The sequence below is a fragment of the Ruegeria sp. YKSF070 genome, assembly GCF_059612725.1.
Genome location: NZ_JBXWRD010000031.1, coordinates 23,948 through 45,582, shown reverse-complemented (window position 1 = coordinate 45,582; position 21,635 = coordinate 23,948). Strand labels below are relative to the sequence as shown.

Genomic DNA, 21,635 nt, shown 5'->3' with positions numbered 1-21,635 from the left:
CGATGAGGAAACTAAACCCAAAGACCTTGACCGCGACGCTTGCCGTTGCCGTCAGCGTCGCCCTGCCGGTGGTTGCTCAGGACGCCTCCGGGCCGATCCTGTTCACCAACGTCAACGTCTTTGACGGCGTGAACGAAGCCCTGATCGAAAACGCCAATGTGGTGGTGACGGACAACCTGATCACCGCAGTGTCGACCGAACCGTTGGCGATTGCGGGTGGCACGGTGATCGACGGAAGCGGACGCACGCTGATGCCGGGCCTGTCCGACACACATACCCATCTGGCCTATTCCTCTATCTCTCAGATGCGAATGCTGACGGGTCACGCTTCCTATGGCTACATCCGCGCGACTGTGGACGCCGAAGGCATGTTGATGCGTGGCATCACAAGCGTTCGCGATATGGGCGGCAATGTCTTCGGTCTGAAGGCCGCCATTGACGAAGGCCTTATTCCCGGCCCGAGGATCTATACGCCGGGGGCTTTGATCGGCCAGACCGCCGGGCATTTCGACTTCCGGTTCGGCAACGAGCCCCATGTTCAATTCGGCGGCACGACGCCCGATTGGGAAAGGCAGGGCCATGCCTATAATGTGGATGGCGTGGATCAGGTGCTCGCAGCAGTGCGCGAAAACCTGAAAAACGGCGCATCCCATGTCAAACTGGCGATCGGCGGGGGATACGCGTCCCCTGCGGACCCTCTTCTGGGCAATCAATTCACCTTTGATGAAATCAAGGCGGCCGTGGATACGTCTGGCGATTGGGGCACCTATGTCACCGTTCACGGGTATCACCCTTCCGCCATCAACCGGGCGATTGACGCGGGGATCAAGGACGTTGGGCACGGCCAGCTCCTTGATGACGCGACCTTGCAGCGGATGTCCGACGAAGGCGTTTTCCTAAGTACCCAGCCCTTCACAGTCTGCAGCGAGCCGCAGTTGGATGATTTCTCGAACTCCAAGCTTGCGCTGGTCTGTCAGGGTACAGAACGGGTCTACAAAGCCATCAAGAATTTCCCCGATCTGAAGGTGACATACGGGACCGACCTGTTCTTCCTTCCCGAAGAAGAGCTCGCCAAACAAACGCAGCAGATGGAGCGTTTGCTGCCCTGGTTCGAGCCTGTCGAGATCCTGCGCATGGCGACAAGCACTGCAGGCGAGTTGTTCGAGCTGAGCGGCGATATGCGCAACCCCTATCAGGAAGGCACTCTTGGCACGGTTGCAGTGGGCGGTTACGCTGACCTTCTGCTGGTCGACGGCAATCCGCTTGAAGACCTCAAAGCGGTAACCAACGTAGATAACCTGAAAATCATCATGAAAGACGGCGTGATCTACAAGAACACCATCGAGTGACCTTTTTGCTACGGGCGTTTGGCCAAAATGCCTGCAGTATTTTTTGAGGATTCTGAGAGAACAGGACGAAACATGAAACGTAGAACATTCAATACTCTGGCGGCCTCTGCCGCTATTGCCGCAGTATCGTCACCTTCGCTTGGGTCAACGAAAAAAAGCGGAAAACTACGAGTTTGTTGTGTCGGATTTTTTCATGAAACAAACACCTACCTCACAGAAGGCATGGGCGAAACTACGCTGGACAACATGCGTATTTTTCGGGGTGATGAAATCAAGGCACTCAGAGGAACAGCCTTGGGTGGGGCAGTAGATGTGTGCGAGGAAAACGGCTGGGACTTACTACCGGGTCTCATATACGGACCAGATTCGAGCTTTGGTCTGGTGAATGCGCAATTCTGGAGTGATGCGAAAAAAGAAATGCTCGACACGCTTAAAGCACAGATGCCATTGGACATCGTTTACCTCGCTCTACACGGTGCAGGTGTTGTCGATAAAACTCCCGATCTTGAAGGAGATCTGGCGGAATCCGTCCGAGAACTTGTGGGAAAGGACACGATGATCGTCTGGTCCGGCGACCTGCATGGCAAGATCACGGACAAAATGAAGAATAATATGAATTTCTTCAGTGCCTGCAAAAAATATCCTCATCTGGATATGAATGAAGCTGCCAGGGATGCGATGTATCGTGCGGCTGCGATCCTGGCAGGAGAGTCGGATCCCACCCCGGCCTATCGCAAAGTGCCGCTGATGATGCCGCTCAGTAATACCGAAGAGGAAGGCATTTTCGGAAATCAGCTCAAAGAAAAGTGTATTGAGATCGAAAATCGTCCCGGTGTTCTCAACTGCTCTGTCATGCATGGTTTCCCATACCAGGACACCGATTTTTGCGGCGTGTACCCGATGGTCACCACCGAACACAACGCTCAGCTGGCGCAAGAACTTGTGGACGAGCTGTCGCAGTGGATATGGGATCATAGGGAGGACGCCTTTTATCCACTGAATGATCTAGACACAACTATGACAAGCGTACTGGCCATGCTCGACAGAGACGGCCGCTACGAACGCAAACAGCCGACGAAGGGCGATATCATCGACCATACCCCGATCGTGATTGGGGACGCTGCGGATAATCCCGGTGGCGGGGCGGGCGGCTCGGGGACGCATCTGCTGCGGGCCCTTTTGGAAACAGAAGGCTTGGGTAAGGTCGCCTTCATTTCCATACACGATCCGGAAACCGCACAGGCCGCAGTCGCTGCCGGTGTCGGAGCGACAATCTATGTGAACCTCGGGGGCAAGTTTGAGCCAATTGCGGGCGAACCAATCAAAACCAAGGCCTATGTCAAGTCAATTTCGGATGGCTACGAGTTCGTTCGCGGGGGAACCGCTTACGGTATCCCTTACACGTTTGGTCCCTCAGTCAGGCTGGTCATCTCGGATACGGTGGATGTCATCGTCATATCCGGCCTGGTGCAGGCTTATGACGATTCACAGGCGAGGCCACATGGCATCGCCATCCAGGAATATGACGTCATAGGTGTCAAAAGCGGGAATCACTTCCGAGCGTTCTATGAGAACTTCACTGACAAGGTGCTGATCGTTGATGTTCCCGGAGCGACCAGTCGCGATATTACTCTTTTCGAGCACACGCAGTTGACGGAGCCCATCTACCCTCTCGACAAGAGCACAACTTTTTCTGTTGCGAATTAGCAAAAGTTCTAAAGGTACACGCCACCATAGGATACTGTTTCATAATGCTTCGAGCCGGCGTTGTTGATCAACTCAAAGCGAAGGTGGCCTGCCTTAACGTGGCTTCGGCCCTTGGCTCCAGCTGCTTCATACATGTAGTTGGGTTTTGGCCCATTGGACTAAGAGGGCTGTGTCAAGGTAGCCAAGTTGAGTGTATCGAATGAGGGCATTGCACGTCCAAAACCTGACTTTTAATTGGCCAGGCTCACAAAATGTGACGCTGCGCATACCAAACCTGTCGCTTGCTCAGGGTGAGCGGATTTTCTTGTTTGGCCCCAGCGGCAGCGGAAAATCCACGCTCCTCTCGGCTATTGCAGGCGTGGTGGATGTTTCTAAGGGGGCAATCCTGGTCGCGGACAAGGATGTAGGCGCGGTAAATGGGGGTGCGCGGGATCGGTTCCGGGTCGATCACATCGGCATGATCTTTCAGGTGTTCAATCTCGTTCCATGGCTGAGCGCGCTCGAGAACGTCATTCTGCCCTGTACATTCTCACAGCGCCGCCGAGCGCGCGCGGGTGACGATCCTGTGGCAACAGCCCGACGTCTGCTTGACGAATTGGGTTTGTCCGATCCTGCGCTGGCATCGAAGCAGGCCCACGAGCTCAGTGTCGGGCAACAACAACGGGTTGCCGCCGCGCGTGCGTTGATCGGCAAGCCGGACCTGATACTCGCTGACGAGCCGACCTCGGCGCTCGATGAGGCGGCCAAGGCGGCCTTCGTCGACCTGCTGGCAAGGGAATGCGCCGAAGCGGGCACCGCTCTGCTCTTCGTCAGTCACGACCGCAGCCTGGAGCGTCATTTCGACCGTAGTGTTGATTTCCTCGCCCTTAACGGGGGCGCAGCCTGATGCTGGGGTTCAGCCTGCGCAGCCTGTGGAACCGCCGGTTCGTCGCCGGCCTGACCGTGCTGGCCATCAGCCTCAGCGTCGCGCTGATCCTCGGTGTTGAACGGCTCCGGGACGGCGCGCGCGACAGTTTCGCCAACTCCGCTTCGGGAATCGATCTGATCGTGGCGCCGCGCGGCAATTCGGTGCAGATCCTGATGGCCACCGTCTTCGGCGTCGGCGGCACCGGGACGGGCATGACCTGGGAGAGCTTCGAGTGGCTGGAAGAGCGGCCCGAGGTCGCCTGGGCGGTCCCGATCCAGATGGGCGATAATCATCGCGGCTATCCGGTGATCGGGACGGATGCATCGTATTTCGAGCATTTCCGGCACTCTGGCGGTCAGCCTCTCTCCCTTGCCGCAGGCACGATCCTTACCGGTGACGGGGCGGATGCCGCCGTGGTCGGGGCCGAGGTGGCGGCGCGGTTCGGCTATGCCCCCGGTGCGGTGATCGTCAACGCCCACGGCTCGGGCGAGGTTTCCTTCGACCTGCACGACGACGCGCCCTTCACCATTTCGGGCGTGCTCGCGCCGACCGGTACCGCCGTCGACCGTATGGTCTTCGTCACGCTCGAAGGGTTCGACGCTCTGCATGCGCAGGAAGATGCGCCGCTGGCCGACCCCCTTGACCCGGCGGCGATGCCCGCCGATGGTCATGGTGAGGATGACTCGCACGACGACCATGAAGCGCACGACGACCACGAAGCGCATGACGACCACGAAGCGCATGACGACCATGCAGCGCATGACGACCACGAAGGCACGGAGGTCAAACACAGTCACGAACCGGACCGGATCAATGCCGTCTACGTTGGGCTGATCGATCGGACGAATGTCCTCGGCCTGCAGCGGGCCGTCAACGAACGCCCCTCCGACGCGTTGAGCGCCGTCCTCCCGGCGGTCGCGCTCGCCGAGCTTTGGGGGATCACCGGGACGGCGGAGCGCGCGATGCGACTGATGGCGTGGGCCGTGGCCTTGGCAGGAATGATCGGCATGGTGGTGATGCTCTCTGCGACCCTCGACACCCGCCGCCGAGAATTCGCGATCCTGCGGTCTGTTGGGGCCACACCAACGCGTATCTTCACGTTGATCGTCACGGAAGCCGCCGTCCTCACCGCGGCGGGACTGATCCTTGGCCTTGTTCTGCTCACGCTGGCCACGTTCGTGACCGACCCGATCCTGTCCGCTCGTTTCGGTCTGAGGTTGGGATTGAATGTCTTCGGTGCGCGCGAATTGGCCACCCTTTTCGTCATCTTCTGGGCCGGGCTCCTCGCCTCGCTCATCCCGGCAGTCCGGGTCTATCGCATGACGCTGGCCGACGGGCTGTCGGTTCGGCTATGACAAATCAAGGGGATTCCTCCATGACCATGTTCGCCCGCTTCGTCTTGATATTCTCGCTTGCCGTTTCTCCGGGTCTCGCACAGGCGACTGAACCTCAGGAAATCTCGTGGGATACGCTTGCACCTCCGGCCACCGTGATTGAGAACCCGTTCGAGAACCTCACCGATGACCAGATGGACAGCTTGCGCCAGATCCTGCGGTTCGAAGCACGGGCGGAGCGGAGTGATTACGCTGAAGCTCGCGCCGAAGCGCAAGCGTTACGCAAACAACTGGCCAAGGACGGCCTCGATGTCGACGGGTTGTTCGCCGCGCGCCTCGCGATCATGAAACAACGCGAAGCTGCGGCCACCAGAGTGAACGAGGACCTCGTCGGCACGAGTGTGCGCCTGCCTGGATATGTGCTGCCCCTGCAATTCAAGGACCGCAAAGCCGTCGAGTTCCTTCTCGTGCCGACGGTCGGGGCCTGCATCCACACCCCGCCGCCACCCGCCAACCAGGTCGTCCATGTGGTCTATCCTGAGGGAATCGAGGTAAACGGACTCTTCACCCCCGTTTGGATCACCGGAACCATGGTCGCACAGAGTTCGGTTCAGGACGTTGGGTATGTCGACGGACAGGCCCCGGTCTCCGTGAGCTATTCTATGCAACCGGTGCTGGTCGAGAGGTACGGCGGATGAACGCCGATGCATTGGGCCGATCGGTGTCTTGGCATGGCGGACGACACGTGGCGGCGAAAGCGTCGCATCCACGAGACATCGGATTGAGATGGGTCGGATAATGCCCCCCAAGAAGGCAACCTGCGGTGCCAGACGAGTACGTCCGCAACACCCGCTGCTTGAGAAGCAGTCTTATAAATATATTAAAATCAATGGCTTAAGTGATAGAGAGGGTTCGACGCCAGGCCCATCCCCTCCGCCACTTTATACCCTTAAGATTTTGACATTAAATAGAATTTCTTGGGAGCGTTGTGGCGTGCCCCCTTCTGTGCGCCTTGCCGCCTTGAACCTGACCCAGAAAGCGAAAGAAGCAGCGCTGGCGTCAACGGAAGACGATGCAAAGGGCCGCGCGATCCGATCACACTCGATCAGGCATTCGCGGGAAAATCAATCGGCGCGGGTGTCTTTAGAGTTGACCTGACGGGCGCAGAGCGAAGATTCAAGGCGCGACTTGACGGTCGAGTGGATGGCGATCGCCTCACGGTCGTGGAAGATTTCTTCTATGACGATGGCGAGCAAGTCCGCCTGACATGGGTGTTTGACCGAGCAGGGCCTGGTAAGTGGACGGGGCGGCGGGAAGACACGGTAGGGGTGGCGAATGTCGTGGAGACTGAAAACGAAATCCGGCTTTCGTATTTGGCCGACTTCCGGTCAGGAGATGACGTGACCAGACTGGGCTTCGAGGATGTCATCTATTTCGATCCCGATGGCAGGGTCATCAACGATGCAATTGTGACACGTTTTGGCATTCCGGTCGGGCGCGTGCGCTTTGAGATGCAACCGCTTTGGGGGCGCACGAGCGGATGAACGGGCCAAGTAATTGTCATTGCACAAGTTCTTGAAAAGGCACGAACGGCAGGCATGCAAATGCGGCGGTGCAGCGATCTGATCGGGCGAGAGCACATGGTTGGGCCACGTTCGTGAAACGAGGCCGTCAGCTGATTGCGCATTGCACCAGTTCGAGCAGGGCGCAGCAAGCGACGCGATGGGCTCGAAGCCGTCATGCGGCGATGCAACAGAGGGCACCGCACCCCTGACCGGCGTCAAGACGGTTTCGGCCCATTCCTGCCGTTCACCTGCCGGTCAAGATGCTGCGGTCGCAGCCCGCTTTCCGGTCATTCGCTGCAAGCGCGAACTCTGGGCTTCGTCGAATTCACACATCGCGGGACGAAGCGTCATTTCGCTGCGGCTGCGCCAAGGTCGGCTTTGAAAGTTTCGGCCGTGTCAAAAACGGTGGATTTTGACAAAACTCCAACCTTCAACCCAAGGCCGATCTGCGACTAGTAGGGTGACGCGATCACCCTTTATTCGCACCCCTCCAATGCCTCGTTTGCGGCATCGGTGAGTTCAGGGGTAAAGAGTCCAGCAGCGGTGCGCGCGATGATGTGAGAGTCACCAGTTTCGTCTACGATCACGATGATTGTCGCGCCTTCCGGCGTGATAAGCGTCTTCGCCGTTTCGCCGGACAACATAACCGAGTCCTCTCCGAGACCTGCGCCAAAGAAGCAACCCCAAATCGGATCAAAACCGCCTTGCGCATCTGCCTCTTCCAACACCGGCAGAGTTCCGGCCTCCGCGAGTAGGCCGCATCCGTCAAGCACGCATGTCTTGATGGCATCCTGCAAACTGTCAGACCATCGTCCGTCCTTGGGGCCGTCGTAGTAGCCCTTTTCCCGTAGTGCCGCTTGGTACAGGGCCACAGCTTCCGCAGCGCCGTTCTCCGCCGCCCGTTGAAACTCGTGGATCGCTTCTTCTTTCCGATCAAGTGCGACAAGAATATGCGCTCGCGTATCCAGGAAGCCCCAATACTCTGGCGCTCCACTAAGGGCTACGTCGATATCGTTGAGCGCTTGGGGTACGGCGCCGGCCCTATAAAGGGCCAATGCCAAATTGTTGTACGCGGCGGCCAAGTTTGGTTCGATACGAAGCTAACTTTCGCAGTCGTGGATCGCACCCCACTGGTCGCCGGATTCCATCTTTGCATAACACCGTGAGAGGTATGCTCCGAACGCCCCCGGATACTGACCGATTATCCAGTCCAGGTCACTTATTGCCGATGAAAAGTCTCTTGCTGAACTTAATGCGACCGCGCGATGATACCTGATTTCGGGCTCTTGCGGCAGCAGATCGACCGCCCGGTCGAAATCGTCAATTGCCTCTTGGAGATTGCCCAAATCCCGATAGGTGATGCCACGCACGGCCAAGGCTATCGCCAATTCAGTGTTGTCTGTCGAGGCCTCTTCAATGACCTTCGTGCACTCTTCTATGCGAGACTCGATGGGTGTTTCGGCGTTGCACCCTTCTGCAGACGCAGAAGCGGTAGCCGTCATAGACATCGCTACCACCAAAGATGAAAGGATTTTTCGCATTTCTCGCCCTCCCATTGATGCGTTTATCGGCCGTCTTGGCGTTTCGCATTGATCTGGGCCAAACTGGGGAGCTGGCGATGCTCGCAGCGATCGCGGGCCCCAGAATCTACTGATCCGACCACCGCAAATTCGCCATAGGGTTGTTCTAGGGCGCATCGCAATGTGCGAAAACGGTCGTTTTGGTCACAGTCGTCGCTGTCGCCGAACTCGTTGACAAACCTTGTGCCGCAAACACTCAGCAAAATTTTCTTTGATTTTGACACTTTTTTTGCCGTCGGTCGAAGATCGGACGCTCATGCTTGCCGCAGCATCGGTCAATTTGGGCTCGTTGCAGACCTCGGAGGCAGCGCAGCAATCCCGTGATATGGTGCCTCGTCAACGTCGGGTTGTCGTTGTGGGAGCGAATGGCGGATCGGAGGATCAGTCATGGAAACACCAAACTTGCCAGCCATTCGAGCACTTCGCCCTGCATGGAACAAGGACCGCATCGTCGGTCAGAAACGGCCGCTGAAGCCAAAGCATGTCTGGGCAATCCGTGTCCGACTTGAACGGGCAGAAAACTACCGCGACCTCGCGCTATTCGACATGGCGATCGATAGTAAGCTGCGCGGCTGTGATCTCGTGAAGATGAAAGTCGTCGACGTGATGGCCTCGGGGCAGATCAAAGAACGTGCCTCTGTCCTGCAAAGCAAAACTCAGAAACCGGTGCGCTTTGAAATTTCCGAAGGGACCCGTGCATCTGTTGAGAAGTGGATGCGGGAGCCGCTCATGGTTGGATCCGAATATCTATGGCCTGGGCGTTTTCACGAACGGCTCCACATTTCGACCCGACAGTACGCGCGTATTGTACGAGAATGGGTGACATCCATTGGTCTGGAGGCCAGCGCCTATGGCACGCACTCGATGCGGCGCACTAAGGTGACGCAAATCTACAAGAAGACCGGCAACCTTCGGGCAGTTCAGCTGTTGTTGGGCCATACCAAGATGGACAGCACAGTCAGGTACCTTGGCGTTGAGCTTGAAGATGCGCTGGCCATCGCCGAAGCTATCGAAATCTAAGGGCGTGGGCCGTCTTCACTGACGGCCCATTGCGGCCATCTGCGGTAGTCGTCAGCGCCGCGCCGCAGCTTCATCAGACCGGCCGTTCCTCCATCTTGCAGCATTTTCGAAGACTTAAGGTCGGCAGAGCGGACAAAGCCGCCTTTTACAGGTGCAGCTTTTGCCGAGGCAGCGCTTGTCCGCATGTGCGGCACTTGACCTGCTACCGTCCTGCACCCGTCGCCGAAGCGGTCATTCAAACCCGCAATCTGAGCTTTCGTCAGCTGGGCGCTTGAATAGGCTCACACGCCTAGCGAGACAGCCAGCCGCCGTCGACTGGCAGAACTGTGCCATGTATGAAATCGGCCAGATTGCTTGCCAGGAAGGCAACCGGCCAAGCGATCTCTTCGGGTCGTCCCCAGCGGCCGACAGGTATACGACCCATCAGGGCGGCTGTGCGGGTTTTGTCTGCTTGAAGCGCGGCGGTGTTGTCCGTCGCGACATAACCCGGCGCGACGGCGTTCACGTTGACACCGCCTTGCGCCCATTCATTGGCCAGTGCGCGGGTCAGTTGGACAATTGCGCCCTTGGACGCGGCGTAGCCGGGCACAAGGATCCCTCCCTGAAATGACAGGACCGAGGCGATGTTGATGATCTTGCCACCGCCGCGTTCCAGCATGCGCGCACCAAGCGAACGGCTGAGCAGGAAAACCGCATCGAGGTTGACCGCCATAACGGCGTCCCACTCCTCCACGCTGTGCTCGGCTGCGGGGCTGCGTCGGATGATTCCCGCGTTATTCACCAGGATGTCGATTTCGGCTCCTGCGTCATCCAGCTGCGCGAGCAACGTCTTGATCTGATCCCTTTCGGAGAGGTCGCAATCCATTGGCGTGAAAACACCGGGCAAGCCCGCAAAGGTCCCCTCCAACGCCTGCGCCGTGATCGACGTTCCGAGCCCGATCACATCGGCGCCAGAGCGTGCAAGCGCCTGTGCGATCGACAGTCCGATGCCCCGGCTCGCTCCGGTGACGAGGGCCGTTTTACCGCTCAGGTCGATCGTGGGCCCTGTCATGTCAGAGATCCGTCAACGTGCCGAGCGCGCGTTCAGCCGTGAATGCGACGGTCTCAGAGAGTGTCGGGTGAGCATGCACCGTCAGGGCGATGTCTTCGAGCGTTGCGCCCACCTCCATCGCCAGAACGCATTCGGCCAAGAGCTCTCCTGCGTTTCGACCCATGATGGTTGCACCAAGCAGGCGGTTCGTCTCGGGGCAGTAGACAAGCTTGGTCAGCCCGTCGCCGCCGCCCGAGCTGAGGTTACGTCCGCTCGCGGCCCAGGGGAAGCTGGCAACCTTATGGGCAATGCCGCGCTCTTTGGCTTGCGCCTGGGTCAGCCCGGCCCAGGCCAGCTCGGGGCTGGTATAGGCTACCGATGGGATCAGTTGGGTATCAAGCGCCGCCGCGTGCCCGCTGGCAACTTCGGCGGCGACGTGGCCCTGATGCGTGGCACGGTGGGCCAGCATCGGGTTGCCCGTGACATCGCCGATGGCGAAAATCCCCTCAACGTTTGTGCGGCAGGAGGGGTCCACGGCGATGACGCCACGTTCGTCCATCTCGATGCCCGCGACTTCGGGTGCGACCAAGGCACCGTTCGCGCGGCGGCCAACGGCCTGAATGATGGCACCGGCCTTGAGCGTGCCTTCAAATCCGCCTTCGCAAATCAGGCTGAGTGCGGCCTTCGCGGCCTTGACCTTGATCACCTTGGTGCCCGTGTGGATCGTCACGCCTTCGGCCTCAAGCGCGGCGTGCAGGATGCGGGCCGCCTCGGCGTCGGCGCCAGGGGCGATCTGATCCATGAATTCGATTACGGTCACCTTTGCGCCCAGGGCCGCGTAGACCGTGGCCATTTCCAGCCCGATGATACCGCCGCCGACGATGGCGAGCGCCTTGGGCACCTCGCGCAGCTCCAGCGCGGCGGTGCTGTCCCAGATGCGGTCGTCTTCTGGCCAGCCTGGCAATTGCACCGGTGTCGAGCCAACAGCGATCACCGCCTGATCAAAGCTCCATGCCGCGCCGTCAATGTCGAGGCTGCGCGCGCCGGTGAACTTTGCCGTGCCGCGCAGCGTTTGAGCTTTGCGCCGCTTGGCGAGGCCGGTGAGGCCGCCTGTCAGCGTCGCTACGATCCCGTCTTTCTTGTTTCTGAGAGTGTCCAGATCGACCTTGACGTCGCCAGTCGAAATTCCCCAGTCGCTGCCATGGCGCGCTTCACGGATAACCTCGGCAGCATGCAAGAGCGCCTTCGACGGGATGCAACCCTCGTTGAGGCACACGCCCCCCAATGTGGCGCGCGGATCGACGAGGACGACCTTGCGACCAAGATCAGCCGCTCGAAAGGCGCAGGCATAGCCGCCGGGACCCGCGCCCAGAACGATCAGATCGGCATGATTGTCAGCCATCTTCGCCCCCTCAGACCATCATCCGGCGGGGATCAGCGATCAACCCTGCCAAATATGTCATGAAGCGGGCCGCATCGGCGCCATTGATGACCCGGTGATCATAGCTCAGATCAAGCGGTACCATGGGCACGGGGCGCGGCGTATCGCCATCCCAGACGGTCACGGTTTCGGTGCGGGTGATCCCGAGGATCGCCACTTCGGGCGGATTGACGATGGGGGTAAAACCCAGCCCGCCGATGCCACCCAGGTTGGAGACCGACATCGAGGCGCCGCCCATTTCATCAGGGGCGATCTTGCGGCTCTGGGCGCGGGTGGCAAGATCGGTGATCTCCGCCGCGATTTGCCACAGGCCCTTGCGGTCCACATCGCGTAGGACAGGCACCATCAGCCCATGCGCCGTGTCCACGGCGATGCCGATATGGACATAATCCTTGAGGATCAGAGTCTTGCCATCAGCGCTCAGCGAGGCGTTGAAGCGGGGAAACTCCCTGAGCGCCCGCGCCAGAGCCTTGGCCTGAAAGGCAAGCGCCGTAAGCTTGACCCCGCGCGCCTTCGCTTCGAGCTTCAGCTCGCGGCGCAACTCCTCAACTGCCGTGACATCGGCGCGGTCATGATGGGTCACCTGCGGGATCAGCGCATTTGCCGCCGAAAGATTGGCGCTTGCGATCTGGGCAAAGCGGCTCATCGGCTCCTCGGCGACAGGGCCATAAGCGGCATGATCCATATCCCAATAGGAGGTATCGCCTGCCGGCCCAGTTTGGGCCGCGCTGACGTCCAAATCGTCCTTTGTGAGGGTCGTGCGGCCAAGCGCGCGGGCGCGCTCAGCCAAATCGATGCCTTTCTCGCGGGCCAGAGCCCGAACCGAGGGCGCTGCTATCACATCGCTCATGTTTGTCCCCTTACCAGCTGGCTGAAATATACTGGGTTTCCATGAATTCGAGCATGCCCTCATGCCCGCCTTCGCGCCCGAGGCCCGAATGTTTGACGCCGCCAAACGGCGCGGCAGGGTCACTCACGAGACCGCGGTTGAGGCCGACCATGCCGTATTCCAGCCGCTCGCAGACCTGTAGCGCGCGCTTGAAATCTTCGGAGAAGACATAGGCGACAAGGCCATACTCGGTATCATTGGCACGCGCGATGACCTCTTCCTGATCGGTGAAAGTCTGGATCGCTGCGACAGGGCCGAAGATCTCGTCGCGCACGCATTCAGCATTTTCAGGCACGTTCGAGAGCACTGTGGGCGGGTAGTAATAACCCTTCCCGTTTGGCAGGGTGCCTGCGCATTCGACTTTTGCGCCTTTGGCGACCGCATCGGCGACGAACTCGGCCACCTTGTCGCGCGTGTCGGCATTGACCAGCGGGCCGACATCGACGCTCGGGTCTGTCCCGTCGCCCACCTTGAGCGCAGACATTGCCTCGCTCAAGCGGCGGGTGAACTCTTCGGCGATGCTTTCGTGCACATAGATACGGTTGGCCGCGGTGCAGGCTTCCCCGAGGTTGCGCATCTTGGCCAGCATGGTGCCTTCGATGGCTGTGTCCATATCGGCGTCTTCAAAGACAACAACGGGGGCGTTCCCGCCCAGCTCCATCGCCGGTTTCAGGACCTGGTCTGCCGCGCCCTTTAGCAACTTGCGGCCAACGCCCGTGGACCCTGTGAAGGAGACGACCCGCACGCGCGGATCATGCAGCATATGATCGACCAGTGCACCTGTGCGGCGTGAGGGCAGAACATTGACGAGTCCCGGCGGAACGCCAGCCTCTTCGAGAAGCGGCATCAACGCCAGCATGGTCAGCGGTGTCTCGGACGCAGGCTTGATGATCACGGCGCAACCAGCGGCCAGCGCCGGCGCGATCTTGCGGGTGCCCATGGCGGCGGGGTAGTTCCAAGGCGTGACCAAGACAGCCAGCCCCGCGGGCTTGTGCTGCACAACAATGCGCGCGCCCGAGGCGGGCGCATGGGTGATCATCCCGTCGGCGCGCACGGCTTCTTCCGCAAACCACCGGAAAAACTCGGCGGCATAGCCTGCCTCGCCCATGGCGTCGGCGCGGGCCTTACCGTTTTCCAGCGTGATGAGATGTGCAAACTCCTCAAGTCGCGCTGTCATCAGCTCCCACGCGCGGCGCAGCACTTCGGAGCGCTCGCGCGGGGTGCGCGCCGCCCAGTCGGCCATGGCTGCTTCGGCCGCATCCAGAGCGGCGTCTGCATCGGCAATCTCGGCAGAGGCGACCGAGGCCAGTACCTCTTCGGTGGCCGGGTTGATGACGTCAAAGCGCTCTGACGTCTTGCGCCATTCGCCGTTGATGTAGAGATCGGTGAATTCCATTTCGGACTCCATTGCTTAGAGCAGGTGGCGGAGCGGCTGCTCCACTCGGCCCGCAAATTCGGACAAGAGGCTGACAGCCTTGCTTGCAGTGAGGTGATCTGCAGCGCATTCGAGCGTGATGAGAAGCCCCGGCCCTGAGCGCGAGAGCGTCAGCACCGGGCAAGCCTCGGCGCCCAGTTCGACAGTGGTGACTCGGCTCATGCGCAGATCGCGCAAAAGGATATCTGGCTGGGCATCCTCCCCGGCGGGGGCGACATTGCTCAAACAGCCCGAGGCGGCATAACGCAGGGATCGCCCGGCGGCTTCTACCGTAACGATGGCGTCGCTGTCTCCAAGGCTGGTGGCGGCCAGCCCGGCCAGCAGGGCGTTCGCATCGTCCAGCCCTGCCGTTTCCGCGGCCCAGTGCGCGAAATCTGCAAACCCATCCTGAGCCAGTTCTGCAGTGAGACGGCGCGATTGAGCAGACGCTGTTTGCTGCGCAGTGGCCGGCAAGGACTTGAGAATTTCGAGATCAGCGACATGAAATGGCTGTGGGTGACCGGCGTCAACCAGCCGGCTCAGGTCAAGCCCCAGCTCAAGCGCAAGACGGCGCGCCTTGGGAGAGGCGAGGATGCGCCCGTCGGCGCGGGGCGCAGCGGGCGCCTTGGAGACGGGTTTTGCTGTTTCGGCGGGTTTGACCGCAGGTTCTTTCGCAGGAGCCGCCTTGGCCTTGGGTGCGCTCGCGGCGCTGGATTGGCTCAGTTGGACAGGGTTCGACGGCGCATCGGCCGAGATGACGGCAATTGGCGCGCCGACGGGGGCTTCTTCGCCCGCTTCGGCCAAAAGCGCGGCCACGAAGCCATCGGCGCCTGCCTCGACTTCCATGGTTGCCTTGTCGGTTTCCACTTCGAAGAGAATGTCGGACGCCGCCACAGCCTCTCCGAGTCCCTTGTGCCAGGCGACGATGAGGCCGGTGTCCTGCGCCATGCCGAGCGCGGGCATGATCACGCTTGCGCCTTCTGGAAGCGCGGGTGATGGTGCCGCGGCTGGGGCGGCGGATGCTTCGGGTGCTCCCGCTTCCGCTCCGATCTCGGCGATCACATTGCCGACGGGCACTTCCTCGCCCGCCTGCGCGCGCACGCCGCTCAGGAAGCCATCGGCTTGCGCCTCCACTTCCATTGTTGCCTTGTCGGTTTCAACCTCGAACAGCACATCGCCTGCCTTGACGGCGTCGCCCTCGGATTTGTGCCAGGAGACAATCAGACCAGTATCCTGCGCCATCCCGAGGGCGGGCATGATGACCTCATGCGGCATGGATCATCTCCCCTGACATGAGTTTGCGCGCGTTCTCGGCCACGGCCTCGGGTGTGGGCACAGTGATGTCTTCCAAGGCAGGCGAAAACGGCACAGGCACATCCATCGCGCCCATGCGGAGCACAGGGGCATCGAGATGGTAGAAAGCTTTCTCGTTGATGCGCCCCGCGATCTCGCCGGTTATGCCAAAGCTCTGGTGGCCTTCATCTACGACGATGACACGGCTGGTCTTCTTGGCCGAAGCGATCAGCGTGTCTTCATCCAGCGGCACGATGGTGCGCGGGTCGATCACTTCGGCGTCGATGCCTTCCTTTGCAAGGATCTCGGCAGCCGCCTCGCAGACCTGTACCATCGAAGAGGTGGCGATGAGCGTGATGTCATGCCCCTCGCGTTTTATGTTGGCCTCGCCGAAGGGGATGAGGAACTCTTCCTCGGGCACCGGCGCCTTGTCGTTATACATCAGCTTGTCTTCGAAGATCACGACCGGGTTGTTGTCGCGGATCGCGGTCTTCATCAGGCCTTTTGCTTCATAAGCCGACGACGGCAAGGCAACCTTAAGTCCAGGGATATGGGCCACAAGCGCGTGCAGGCTCTGGCTGTGCTGCGCGGCCGAGCGGCGCGTGGCGCCAAGGTTGGTGCGCACGACCAGCGGCGCGCTCATCTTGCCGCCTGACATATAGTGCGTCTTGGCGGCCTGATTGCAGAGCTGGTCCATGATCAGGTAGATGAAATCGCCGAACATCAGGTCGACAACAGGGCGCGTGCCCGTCATCGCCGCGCCCACGGCAAGGCCCATGAAGCCGGGCTCTGCGATGGGCGTGTCGACAACACGGTCGGTGCCGAATTCCTCGACAAGACCGGACAGAACCTTGAAGGGCGTACCCGCTTCGGCCACGTCCTCACCGATGATGAATACCGTTTCGTCGCGGCGCATTTCCTCGGCCAAGGCTTCGTTCACGGCCTGTGACAGGGTGATCTCTCTCATGGTGTCTCTCCTCAGGCCAGCGCGTGTTTCACGTCGGTGTAGACATGCAAGTCCACTTCGGTTTGATCGGGGTATTTGGCGGCCAGCGCGTATTCGACAGCCTGTGCCGCGTCCTGCTTGATCTCGGCGTTCATTGCCTCGATCTCGTCTTCGCTGGCGATGCCTTGCTCAACCAACCAGCCGCGGAAACGGGTGATCGGATCGCGATTGTCTTTCCAATCCTGCTCTTCTTCTTTCGAGCGGTAATATTCGCGGTTGATATCGCCCACGTGGTGGCCGTGATACCGATAGGTCATCAGCTCCATGAAGAACGGGCCTTCGCCCTTGCGTGCCCGCGCGACCAGCTTCTGAGTCAGCTCATTGACCGCCAGAACATCCTGCCCGTCGACCTGGTGCGCCTCGATGCCGAAAGCCTCGGCACGGGCGATAATCGAACCGGCGGCGATCTCGTCGGTGCGGGTGTATTCCGAATAGCCGTTGTTTTCGCAGGCGTAGATCACCGGCAGGTTCCACAGCGCGGCCATGTTCATGACCTCATACATGAGACCCTGAGCCGTCGCACCATCACCGAAGAAGCAGACCGTTACATCATCTTTGCCGAGAAGCTTGGCGGTATAGGCCGAGCCCGTGGCGATGCCCATGGAGCCGCCAACGATTGCGTTGGCGCCAAGGTTGCCGTTGGACTGGTCGGCAATATGCATCGAGCCGCCCTTGCCGCGGCAATAGCCCTCTTCCTTACCCAGCAGTTCGCAGAACATTTCCTTGAACTCAGCGCCCTTAGCCACACAATGGCCGTGGCCACGGTGCGTCGAGGTGATCTTGTCGGTCACTTTCAGCGCCTCGCAAATGCCCACGGCAACGGCCTCTTCACCCGAATACATATGGGTCAGACCCGGCATCTTGGCCGAGAGGTAAAGTTGGTTGGCGTTGTCCTCGAAGGTGCGGATGCGCACCATTTGGGCGTACATGCGCAGATAGTCTTCGGTGTTTGTTTTTGTCTTGGCCATGATGTCCTCTTGGGCGATAGGGTGGACCCCGCCCTGCACCGGGAGTGTGTGCAGAGCAGGGCGCGACCGCCTTTTTAGTAGCGGTTGGCGATCGGAAGCTCTTGCGCGGGGAAGAGCGAGATCACTTCGCAACCTGTGTCGGTCACAACGACTTCTTCCTCGATCCGCGCGGCAGAATATCCATCAGAGGCTGGGCAGTAGGTCTCCAGCGCAAAGACCATGCCGGTCTGGATCTCCATCGGGTTGTCGAGCGAGACCGCGCGGCTGATGATCGGACGCTCGTGCAGCGCAAGGCCGAGGCCATGGCCGAACTGAAGGCCAAAGGCGGACAGCTCATCTGGGAAGCCGAACTCTTCGGCCTTTGGCCAAAGCTTGGCAACCTGATCCGTGGTCACGCCCGGCTTGATGGCCGCAATCGACGCATCAATCCATTCGCGCGCTTTCACGTAGGCGTCCTGCTGCGACGGTGTCGACATGCCGATGTTGAACGTCCGGTAATAGCAGGTGCGGTAGCCTTGATAGCTTTGCAGGATGTCGAAGAACGCCTGGTCGCCGGGGCGGAACTGACGGTCGGTGAAGTTGTGCGGGTGCGGGTTGCAGCGCTCGCCGGAGATGGCGTTGATCGCTTCCACATCGTCCGAGCCCCATTCGTAAAGGAGCTTGTTCGACATCGCGACGATCTCGTTCTCGCGTACGCCGGGTTTCAGCTCTTCGTAGATCATGTGATAGACGCCATCGACCATCGAGGCTGCCTGCGTGAGAAGCTGGATCTCGTCCCAGTTCTTGATCTCGCGGGCCGAAAGCATGATCTGCTGGCCGTCGACCACGTTGAGGCCCGCCTCCTTGAGCGCCTCGAACATCGCCGTTTCGGCATAGTCGACGCCGACGGGCATGCCCTTCATACCGGCATCTTCGATCAGGCCTGCAATGTCCTGGGCATATTTCTTCATCAGGCCAAAGCTGGGCGGAATCGTGCCGCGCATGCCGACAACGCCGGCGTGGCAGTTTTCGGGCACGAGCCAATCGGAATACTTGCGGTGGTGCACGGCGGCTGAGCCGAAATCCCAGACATGCGGCGCGTCATCGCCCGTGATCAGGGCAAAGCGGCACATCTTGTCGCGCTCCCACTCGCCGATCTTCGTGGCGGTGGTATAGCGAATGTTGTTGACGTCAAACAGCAGCAGCGAGCCTGCGTTGCTTTCCTTCAGCGCCTTCTGGGTGCGGGCCAGACGGTAGCGGCGCAGGCGGTCGTGGTCGATCCGGCGCTCGAAATCGACAGAGTTGTGCCCCCAGGCGGGGATCTTGCCTTCCCAGCGCCAGTTTGGCTCGAGGTCTTGCGGGGTCAGGACGTTCGGTGTCAGTGCACGAGACATGGAGTTCTCCTTCGGGTGCCCGTATCTGCACCCGTCAAGTTGTTGAAAGTGATGTTATTACAGGGTGTTACTTGGTGACCCAGCCACCGTCGATCGAGATCATCTGCCCGGTCATGTAGTCGCTTTCGTTCGAGGCCAGGAACGAGGCCGTGCCGGTGATGTCATCGGGGTAAGACACCCGCTTGATCACGAGGTTGTTCTCGACGATGTCATCGTAAGCTTGCCCCGCTCGGTCTTTGAACCCGATCTCGACGAGGTCCTTGTCGAGTTGCTCCCAGAGCGGTGTGACCACAACGCCCGGCGCATAGCCGTTCACTGTGATATTGTGTTCGGCAAGGCCGAGCGCGCCGCATTCCGTCAGCGCGAGGCAGCCGTATTTCGAGGTGCAATAGACCGTCACGTCAACCAGCGGCTTGCGGCTGGCGATGGAGCCGACGTTGATCAGCTTGTAGGGATGGTCCTCCATCGGGCCCTGGGCGATCATCTGGCGGGCCGTTTCCTGCATGCCGAGCCACATCGCCTTGGTGTTGACGTTCATGATCATGTCCCAGTTGTCTTCATCGATATCCATGAAGAAGCGGGGCTTGTTGAGGCCGGCGTTGAAGAGGCCGACGTTGATCGAGCCGAAGGCCTCGACCGTGGCGGCCACTGCGGCGGCATTGTCTTCGCGCTTGGTCACATCGCATTTGACCGCAACCGCCTTGCCGTTTCCAGCGGCGTTGATGCGGTCTGCAACAACCTGGGCTTCATCGCCGTCAAGATCGGCAAGGCAGACATTGGCGCCTTGTGCCGCAAAACTCTCGGCGTTGGCCGCACCCATGCCGCGCGCGGCTCCGGTGATCAGAATATTCTTACCTTTCAGACGATTGGGGTCCATGGTCTCTCCTCCTCAGATGACGTTAGTCTGGTAAAATCAGGGCATCGGCGCGGGTTTGCGCCGCTTTCAAGGCTTCACGAGGGGTGACGATCCCGCGTAGCATGTCGTGAAACTCTTCGCCGCAGATCTGGATGATGTCGCAGATCTCGGGCACGGGCGGGCGCGGCCAGAACTGAAGCTCATCGCGCCACGACATGCCATCAACGGCCTCGAAAATCGGCGAGGCGCGGCGCACCTCGGGGTCTGCGCCAACGGAATAGCGCGGATTGGTTCGGCTGCCGTTTTGCACATAAAGCTTCTGCGCCTCGGGCGAGGTAAAGACCATGAGCGCCTCGACGGCTGCCTTGACCCGCTCTGGCGCGAGATTGCCAGGGATCCCCATGATATAGCCGCCCACGGGCGCCACAGGGCTTGCGCCAGCGCCGGATGGGTGAGGCAGATAACCTGTTTGGCCGTAGGCAGGTGAGCTGTCATCAAGTTCGAAATAGGGGGCCAGAAGCGTGTAGCCATATGCCATGGCGATCTTGCCAGCCGCGTAGGGGCGAATGCGCTCGTACCACGACATGGACAGAATGTCGGGGGGCGAATAGCGCAGCATTTCCAGAAGAAACTCTGCGGCTTGTAGCCCCGCATCGGTGTCAATCGTCGGGCGATAGCTGCGTGTCGCAAGGTCGTCGGTCTTGAAGCCCCCCGCGATGACGGGCAGATCAAGGATCGGCTGACCGAAATCGGCCATTGTCATTAAAACGGTGTGGCCCAGCGCGGTGCCGCGGGCAGCGTTCCAGGCGATCCCGTAGCGGCTACGGGAGGGGTCGTGCAGCGCCTTGGCCGCGTCGAGCAGCATGTCGGTTGTCGCAGGGGGCTCAAGCCCCGCCTCGGCGAAGAGATCCCTGCGATAAAAGAGAAGTTCGGGTGTTGTTTGCGCTGGTACGCCGTAGGCCCGCCCACCCCAATGGGCGGCTTGCCAGCCTGCGGTGTGAAAGTCAGCCGGATCGATCCGTGCGATGTCCATCGCCTCGTCCAGCGGCATGAGCAGGCCTTTTTCCGCATATCCCCCAACCCAGGGAAGATCGAGCGCGATGATGTCATAGCGGCTGTTTTTGCGCTCGGCGTTACGCATTGCCTCCTCGCGCAATCGGTCGATTGAGAAGGCGCGTTGATGAATCTGCGTGCCGATCACCTGCTCGAACTGGCGCTTGAGGTTGTCCATAACCATGAAGGTCGGATCACCGTGCACCAGAACGCGAAGGCCGCCCGAAACTTTGAGCGGTTCGGGAAGAACCTTGAGCGGTGGGATCGACCGGGCCGACATGTAAGAGCCACCGAAATAATAATCCTTGCTATCAGCCCCACGTTCGCGCCCGCCAAAGCGCGTCTCCGCAAGGCGCGCGACGCGGCCCGAAAGCTGCATCCACTGTTCGAGCAACTTCTCGCTGGGGTGCAGCGAAAAGCTCTTTCCCGAGCGTGTGCGGGGGCGTTGCTCAATGAGGCCTGAGGACACCATTTCCTTCAGGCGCCGCGTCGCCGTGGCGTAGGGTACCTGGCTGGCGCCGATCAGCGAGGTGGGCGTCACTGTTTTCGCTTCCAGATGGCCGCGCACCAGATGCAATGTCATGCGGAAGTAGGGGTTGGGGGCAAAGAGCTCGACCGCTGTTTCCAGCTCCTCGCCGAAATCCTCCAGAAAGGACAAAATGCGCAACATCTCGCTTCTCGCCTGCGGCGATACGATGTAGCTTTCATCTTGTCCTTTCATCGCGTTCACTGGCTTTGACCGTCTTTGTAAGGGCGTGCGCGTTGTGGGTCTGCGCTTTTCATCCATTTTGGACGAATCGTGATTCAACACTGGTTCTCTCCCGTTCAAATTGTTCAAAATGACATCCAA

At 60.2% G+C, this 21,635-nt stretch carries 19 protein-coding genes; 7 read left to right on the top strand and 12 right to left on the bottom strand.

Annotated elements, in window-relative coordinates; genetic code table 11:
- Positions 1-26: 26 nt before the first annotated feature.
- The 6 genes from AC2FL1_RS15425 (at position 27) to AC2FL1_RS15400 (ending at position 6,841) form a co-directional block, all read left to right on the top strand.
- A complete protein-coding gene (locus AC2FL1_RS15425; RefSeq protein WP_496877546.1) occupies positions 27-1,349 on the top strand; it encodes a metal-dependent hydrolase family protein in 1,323 nt (440 codons plus the stop codon).
- A gap of 72 nt (positions 1,350-1,421) precedes the next feature.
- On the top strand, positions 1,422-3,056 hold the full coding sequence (locus AC2FL1_RS15420) for a M81 family metallopeptidase (RefSeq protein WP_496877545.1): 1,635 nt from the start codon (positions 1,422-1,424) through the stop codon (positions 3,054-3,056).
- A 253-nt stretch (positions 3,057-3,309) separates the two neighbouring features.
- Positions 3,310-3,942 carry an ABC transporter ATP-binding protein gene (locus AC2FL1_RS15415; RefSeq protein ID WP_496877544.1) on the top strand — a complete coding sequence of 211 codons (633 nt, stop codon included), beginning with the start codon at positions 3,310-3,312 and terminating at the stop codon, positions 3,940-3,942.
- Positions 3,942-5,318 carry an ABC transporter permease gene (locus AC2FL1_RS15410; protein WP_496877543.1) on the top strand — a complete coding sequence of 459 codons (1,377 nt, stop codon included), beginning with the start codon at positions 3,942-3,944 and terminating at the stop codon, positions 5,316-5,318. Before AC2FL1_RS15415 ends, AC2FL1_RS15410 begins: the two co-directional genes overlap by 1 nt.
- A 20-nt stretch (positions 5,319-5,338) precedes the next feature.
- The gene (locus AC2FL1_RS15405) at positions 5,339-5,995 is read left to right on the top strand and encodes a DUF3299 domain-containing protein (RefSeq protein WP_496877542.1); all 657 of its coding nucleotides are present in this window, start codon (positions 5,339-5,341) and stop codon (positions 5,993-5,995) included.
- Positions 5,996-6,274: 279 nt separating this feature from the next.
- Positions 6,275-6,841, top strand: a complete 567-nt coding sequence (locus AC2FL1_RS15400) for a DUF3833 family protein (RefSeq protein ID WP_496877541.1) — start codon at positions 6,275-6,277, stop codon at positions 6,839-6,841.
- Between the two features lie 497 nt (positions 6,842-7,338).
- Here the strand turns inward: AC2FL1_RS15400 and AC2FL1_RS15395 are convergent, their stop codons facing one another.
- Together AC2FL1_RS15395 and AC2FL1_RS15390 are read right to left on the bottom strand one after the other, a co-directional pair.
- The gene (locus AC2FL1_RS15395) at positions 7,339-7,944 is read right to left on the bottom strand and encodes a hypothetical protein (protein ID WP_496877540.1); all 606 of its coding nucleotides are present in this window, start codon (positions 7,942-7,944) and stop codon (positions 7,339-7,341) included.
- Between the two features lie 18 nt (positions 7,945-7,962).
- Positions 7,963-8,403: a tetratricopeptide repeat protein gene (locus AC2FL1_RS15390; RefSeq protein WP_496877539.1), complete on the bottom strand. Its 441-nt coding sequence runs from the start codon at positions 8,401-8,403 to the stop codon at positions 7,963-7,965.
- Positions 8,404-8,829: 426 nt separating this feature from the next.
- On the opposite strand from AC2FL1_RS15390, the gene AC2FL1_RS15385 reads away from it, so the two are divergent.
- Positions 8,830-9,462 (top strand): tyrosine-type recombinase/integrase, encoded by a 633-nt coding sequence (locus AC2FL1_RS15385; RefSeq protein ID WP_496877538.1) that lies wholly within the window; start codon positions 8,830-8,832, stop codon positions 9,460-9,462.
- 289 nt (positions 9,463-9,751) lie between these two features.
- Here the strand turns inward: AC2FL1_RS15385 and AC2FL1_RS15380 are convergent, their stop codons facing one another.
- The 10 genes from AC2FL1_RS15380 to AC2FL1_RS15335 all read right to left on the bottom strand — a co-directional run bounded on the left by AC2FL1_RS15380 (position 9,752) and on the right by AC2FL1_RS15335 (position 21,506).
- On the bottom strand, positions 9,752-10,513 hold the full coding sequence (locus AC2FL1_RS15380; protein ID WP_496877537.1) for an SDR family oxidoreductase: 762 nt from the start codon (positions 10,511-10,513) through the stop codon (positions 9,752-9,754).
- 1 nt (position 10,514) lies between these two features.
- Positions 10,515-11,894 (bottom strand): dihydrolipoyl dehydrogenase, encoded by a 1,380-nt coding sequence (lpdA, locus tag AC2FL1_RS15375; protein ID WP_496877536.1) that lies wholly within the window; start codon positions 11,892-11,894, stop codon positions 10,515-10,517.
- A 10-nt stretch (positions 11,895-11,904) separates the two neighbouring features.
- Positions 11,905-12,783 (bottom strand): 2-oxo acid dehydrogenase subunit E2, encoded by an 879-nt coding sequence (locus AC2FL1_RS15370; protein ID WP_496877535.1) that lies wholly within the window; start codon positions 12,781-12,783, stop codon positions 11,905-11,907.
- A gap of 10 nt (positions 12,784-12,793) precedes the next feature.
- On the bottom strand, positions 12,794-14,218 hold the full coding sequence (locus AC2FL1_RS15365; protein WP_496877534.1) for an NAD-dependent succinate-semialdehyde dehydrogenase: 1,425 nt from the start codon (positions 14,216-14,218) through the stop codon (positions 12,794-12,796).
- 15 nt (positions 14,219-14,233) lie between these two features.
- Positions 14,234-15,511, bottom strand: a complete 1,278-nt coding sequence (locus tag AC2FL1_RS15360) for a biotin/lipoyl-containing protein (protein ID WP_496877533.1) — start codon at positions 15,509-15,511, stop codon at positions 14,234-14,236.
- On the bottom strand, positions 15,501-16,496 hold the full coding sequence (locus AC2FL1_RS15355; protein WP_496877532.1) for an alpha-ketoacid dehydrogenase subunit beta: 996 nt from the start codon (positions 16,494-16,496) through the stop codon (positions 15,501-15,503). The genes AC2FL1_RS15360 and AC2FL1_RS15355 overlap by 11 nt, the downstream gene beginning before the upstream one ends.
- 11 nt (positions 16,497-16,507) lie before the next feature.
- A complete protein-coding gene (locus AC2FL1_RS15350) occupies positions 16,508-17,503 on the bottom strand; it encodes a thiamine pyrophosphate-dependent dehydrogenase E1 component subunit alpha (RefSeq protein ID WP_496877531.1) in 996 nt (331 codons plus the stop codon).
- Positions 17,504-17,577: 74 nt separating this feature from the next.
- Positions 17,578-18,876, bottom strand: a complete 1,299-nt coding sequence (locus AC2FL1_RS15345) for a M24 family metallopeptidase (RefSeq protein ID WP_496877530.1) — start codon at positions 18,874-18,876, stop codon at positions 17,578-17,580.
- Between the two features lie 67 nt (positions 18,877-18,943).
- Positions 18,944-19,753: an SDR family NAD(P)-dependent oxidoreductase gene (locus AC2FL1_RS15340; protein WP_496877529.1), complete on the bottom strand. Its 810-nt coding sequence runs from the start codon at positions 19,751-19,753 to the stop codon at positions 18,944-18,946.
- A gap of 22 nt (positions 19,754-19,775) precedes the next feature.
- The gene (locus tag AC2FL1_RS15335; protein WP_496877528.1) at positions 19,776-21,506 is read right to left on the bottom strand and encodes an ABC transporter substrate-binding protein; all 1,731 of its coding nucleotides are present in this window, start codon (positions 21,504-21,506) and stop codon (positions 19,776-19,778) included.
- Between the last annotated feature and the right edge of the window lie 129 nt (positions 21,507-21,635).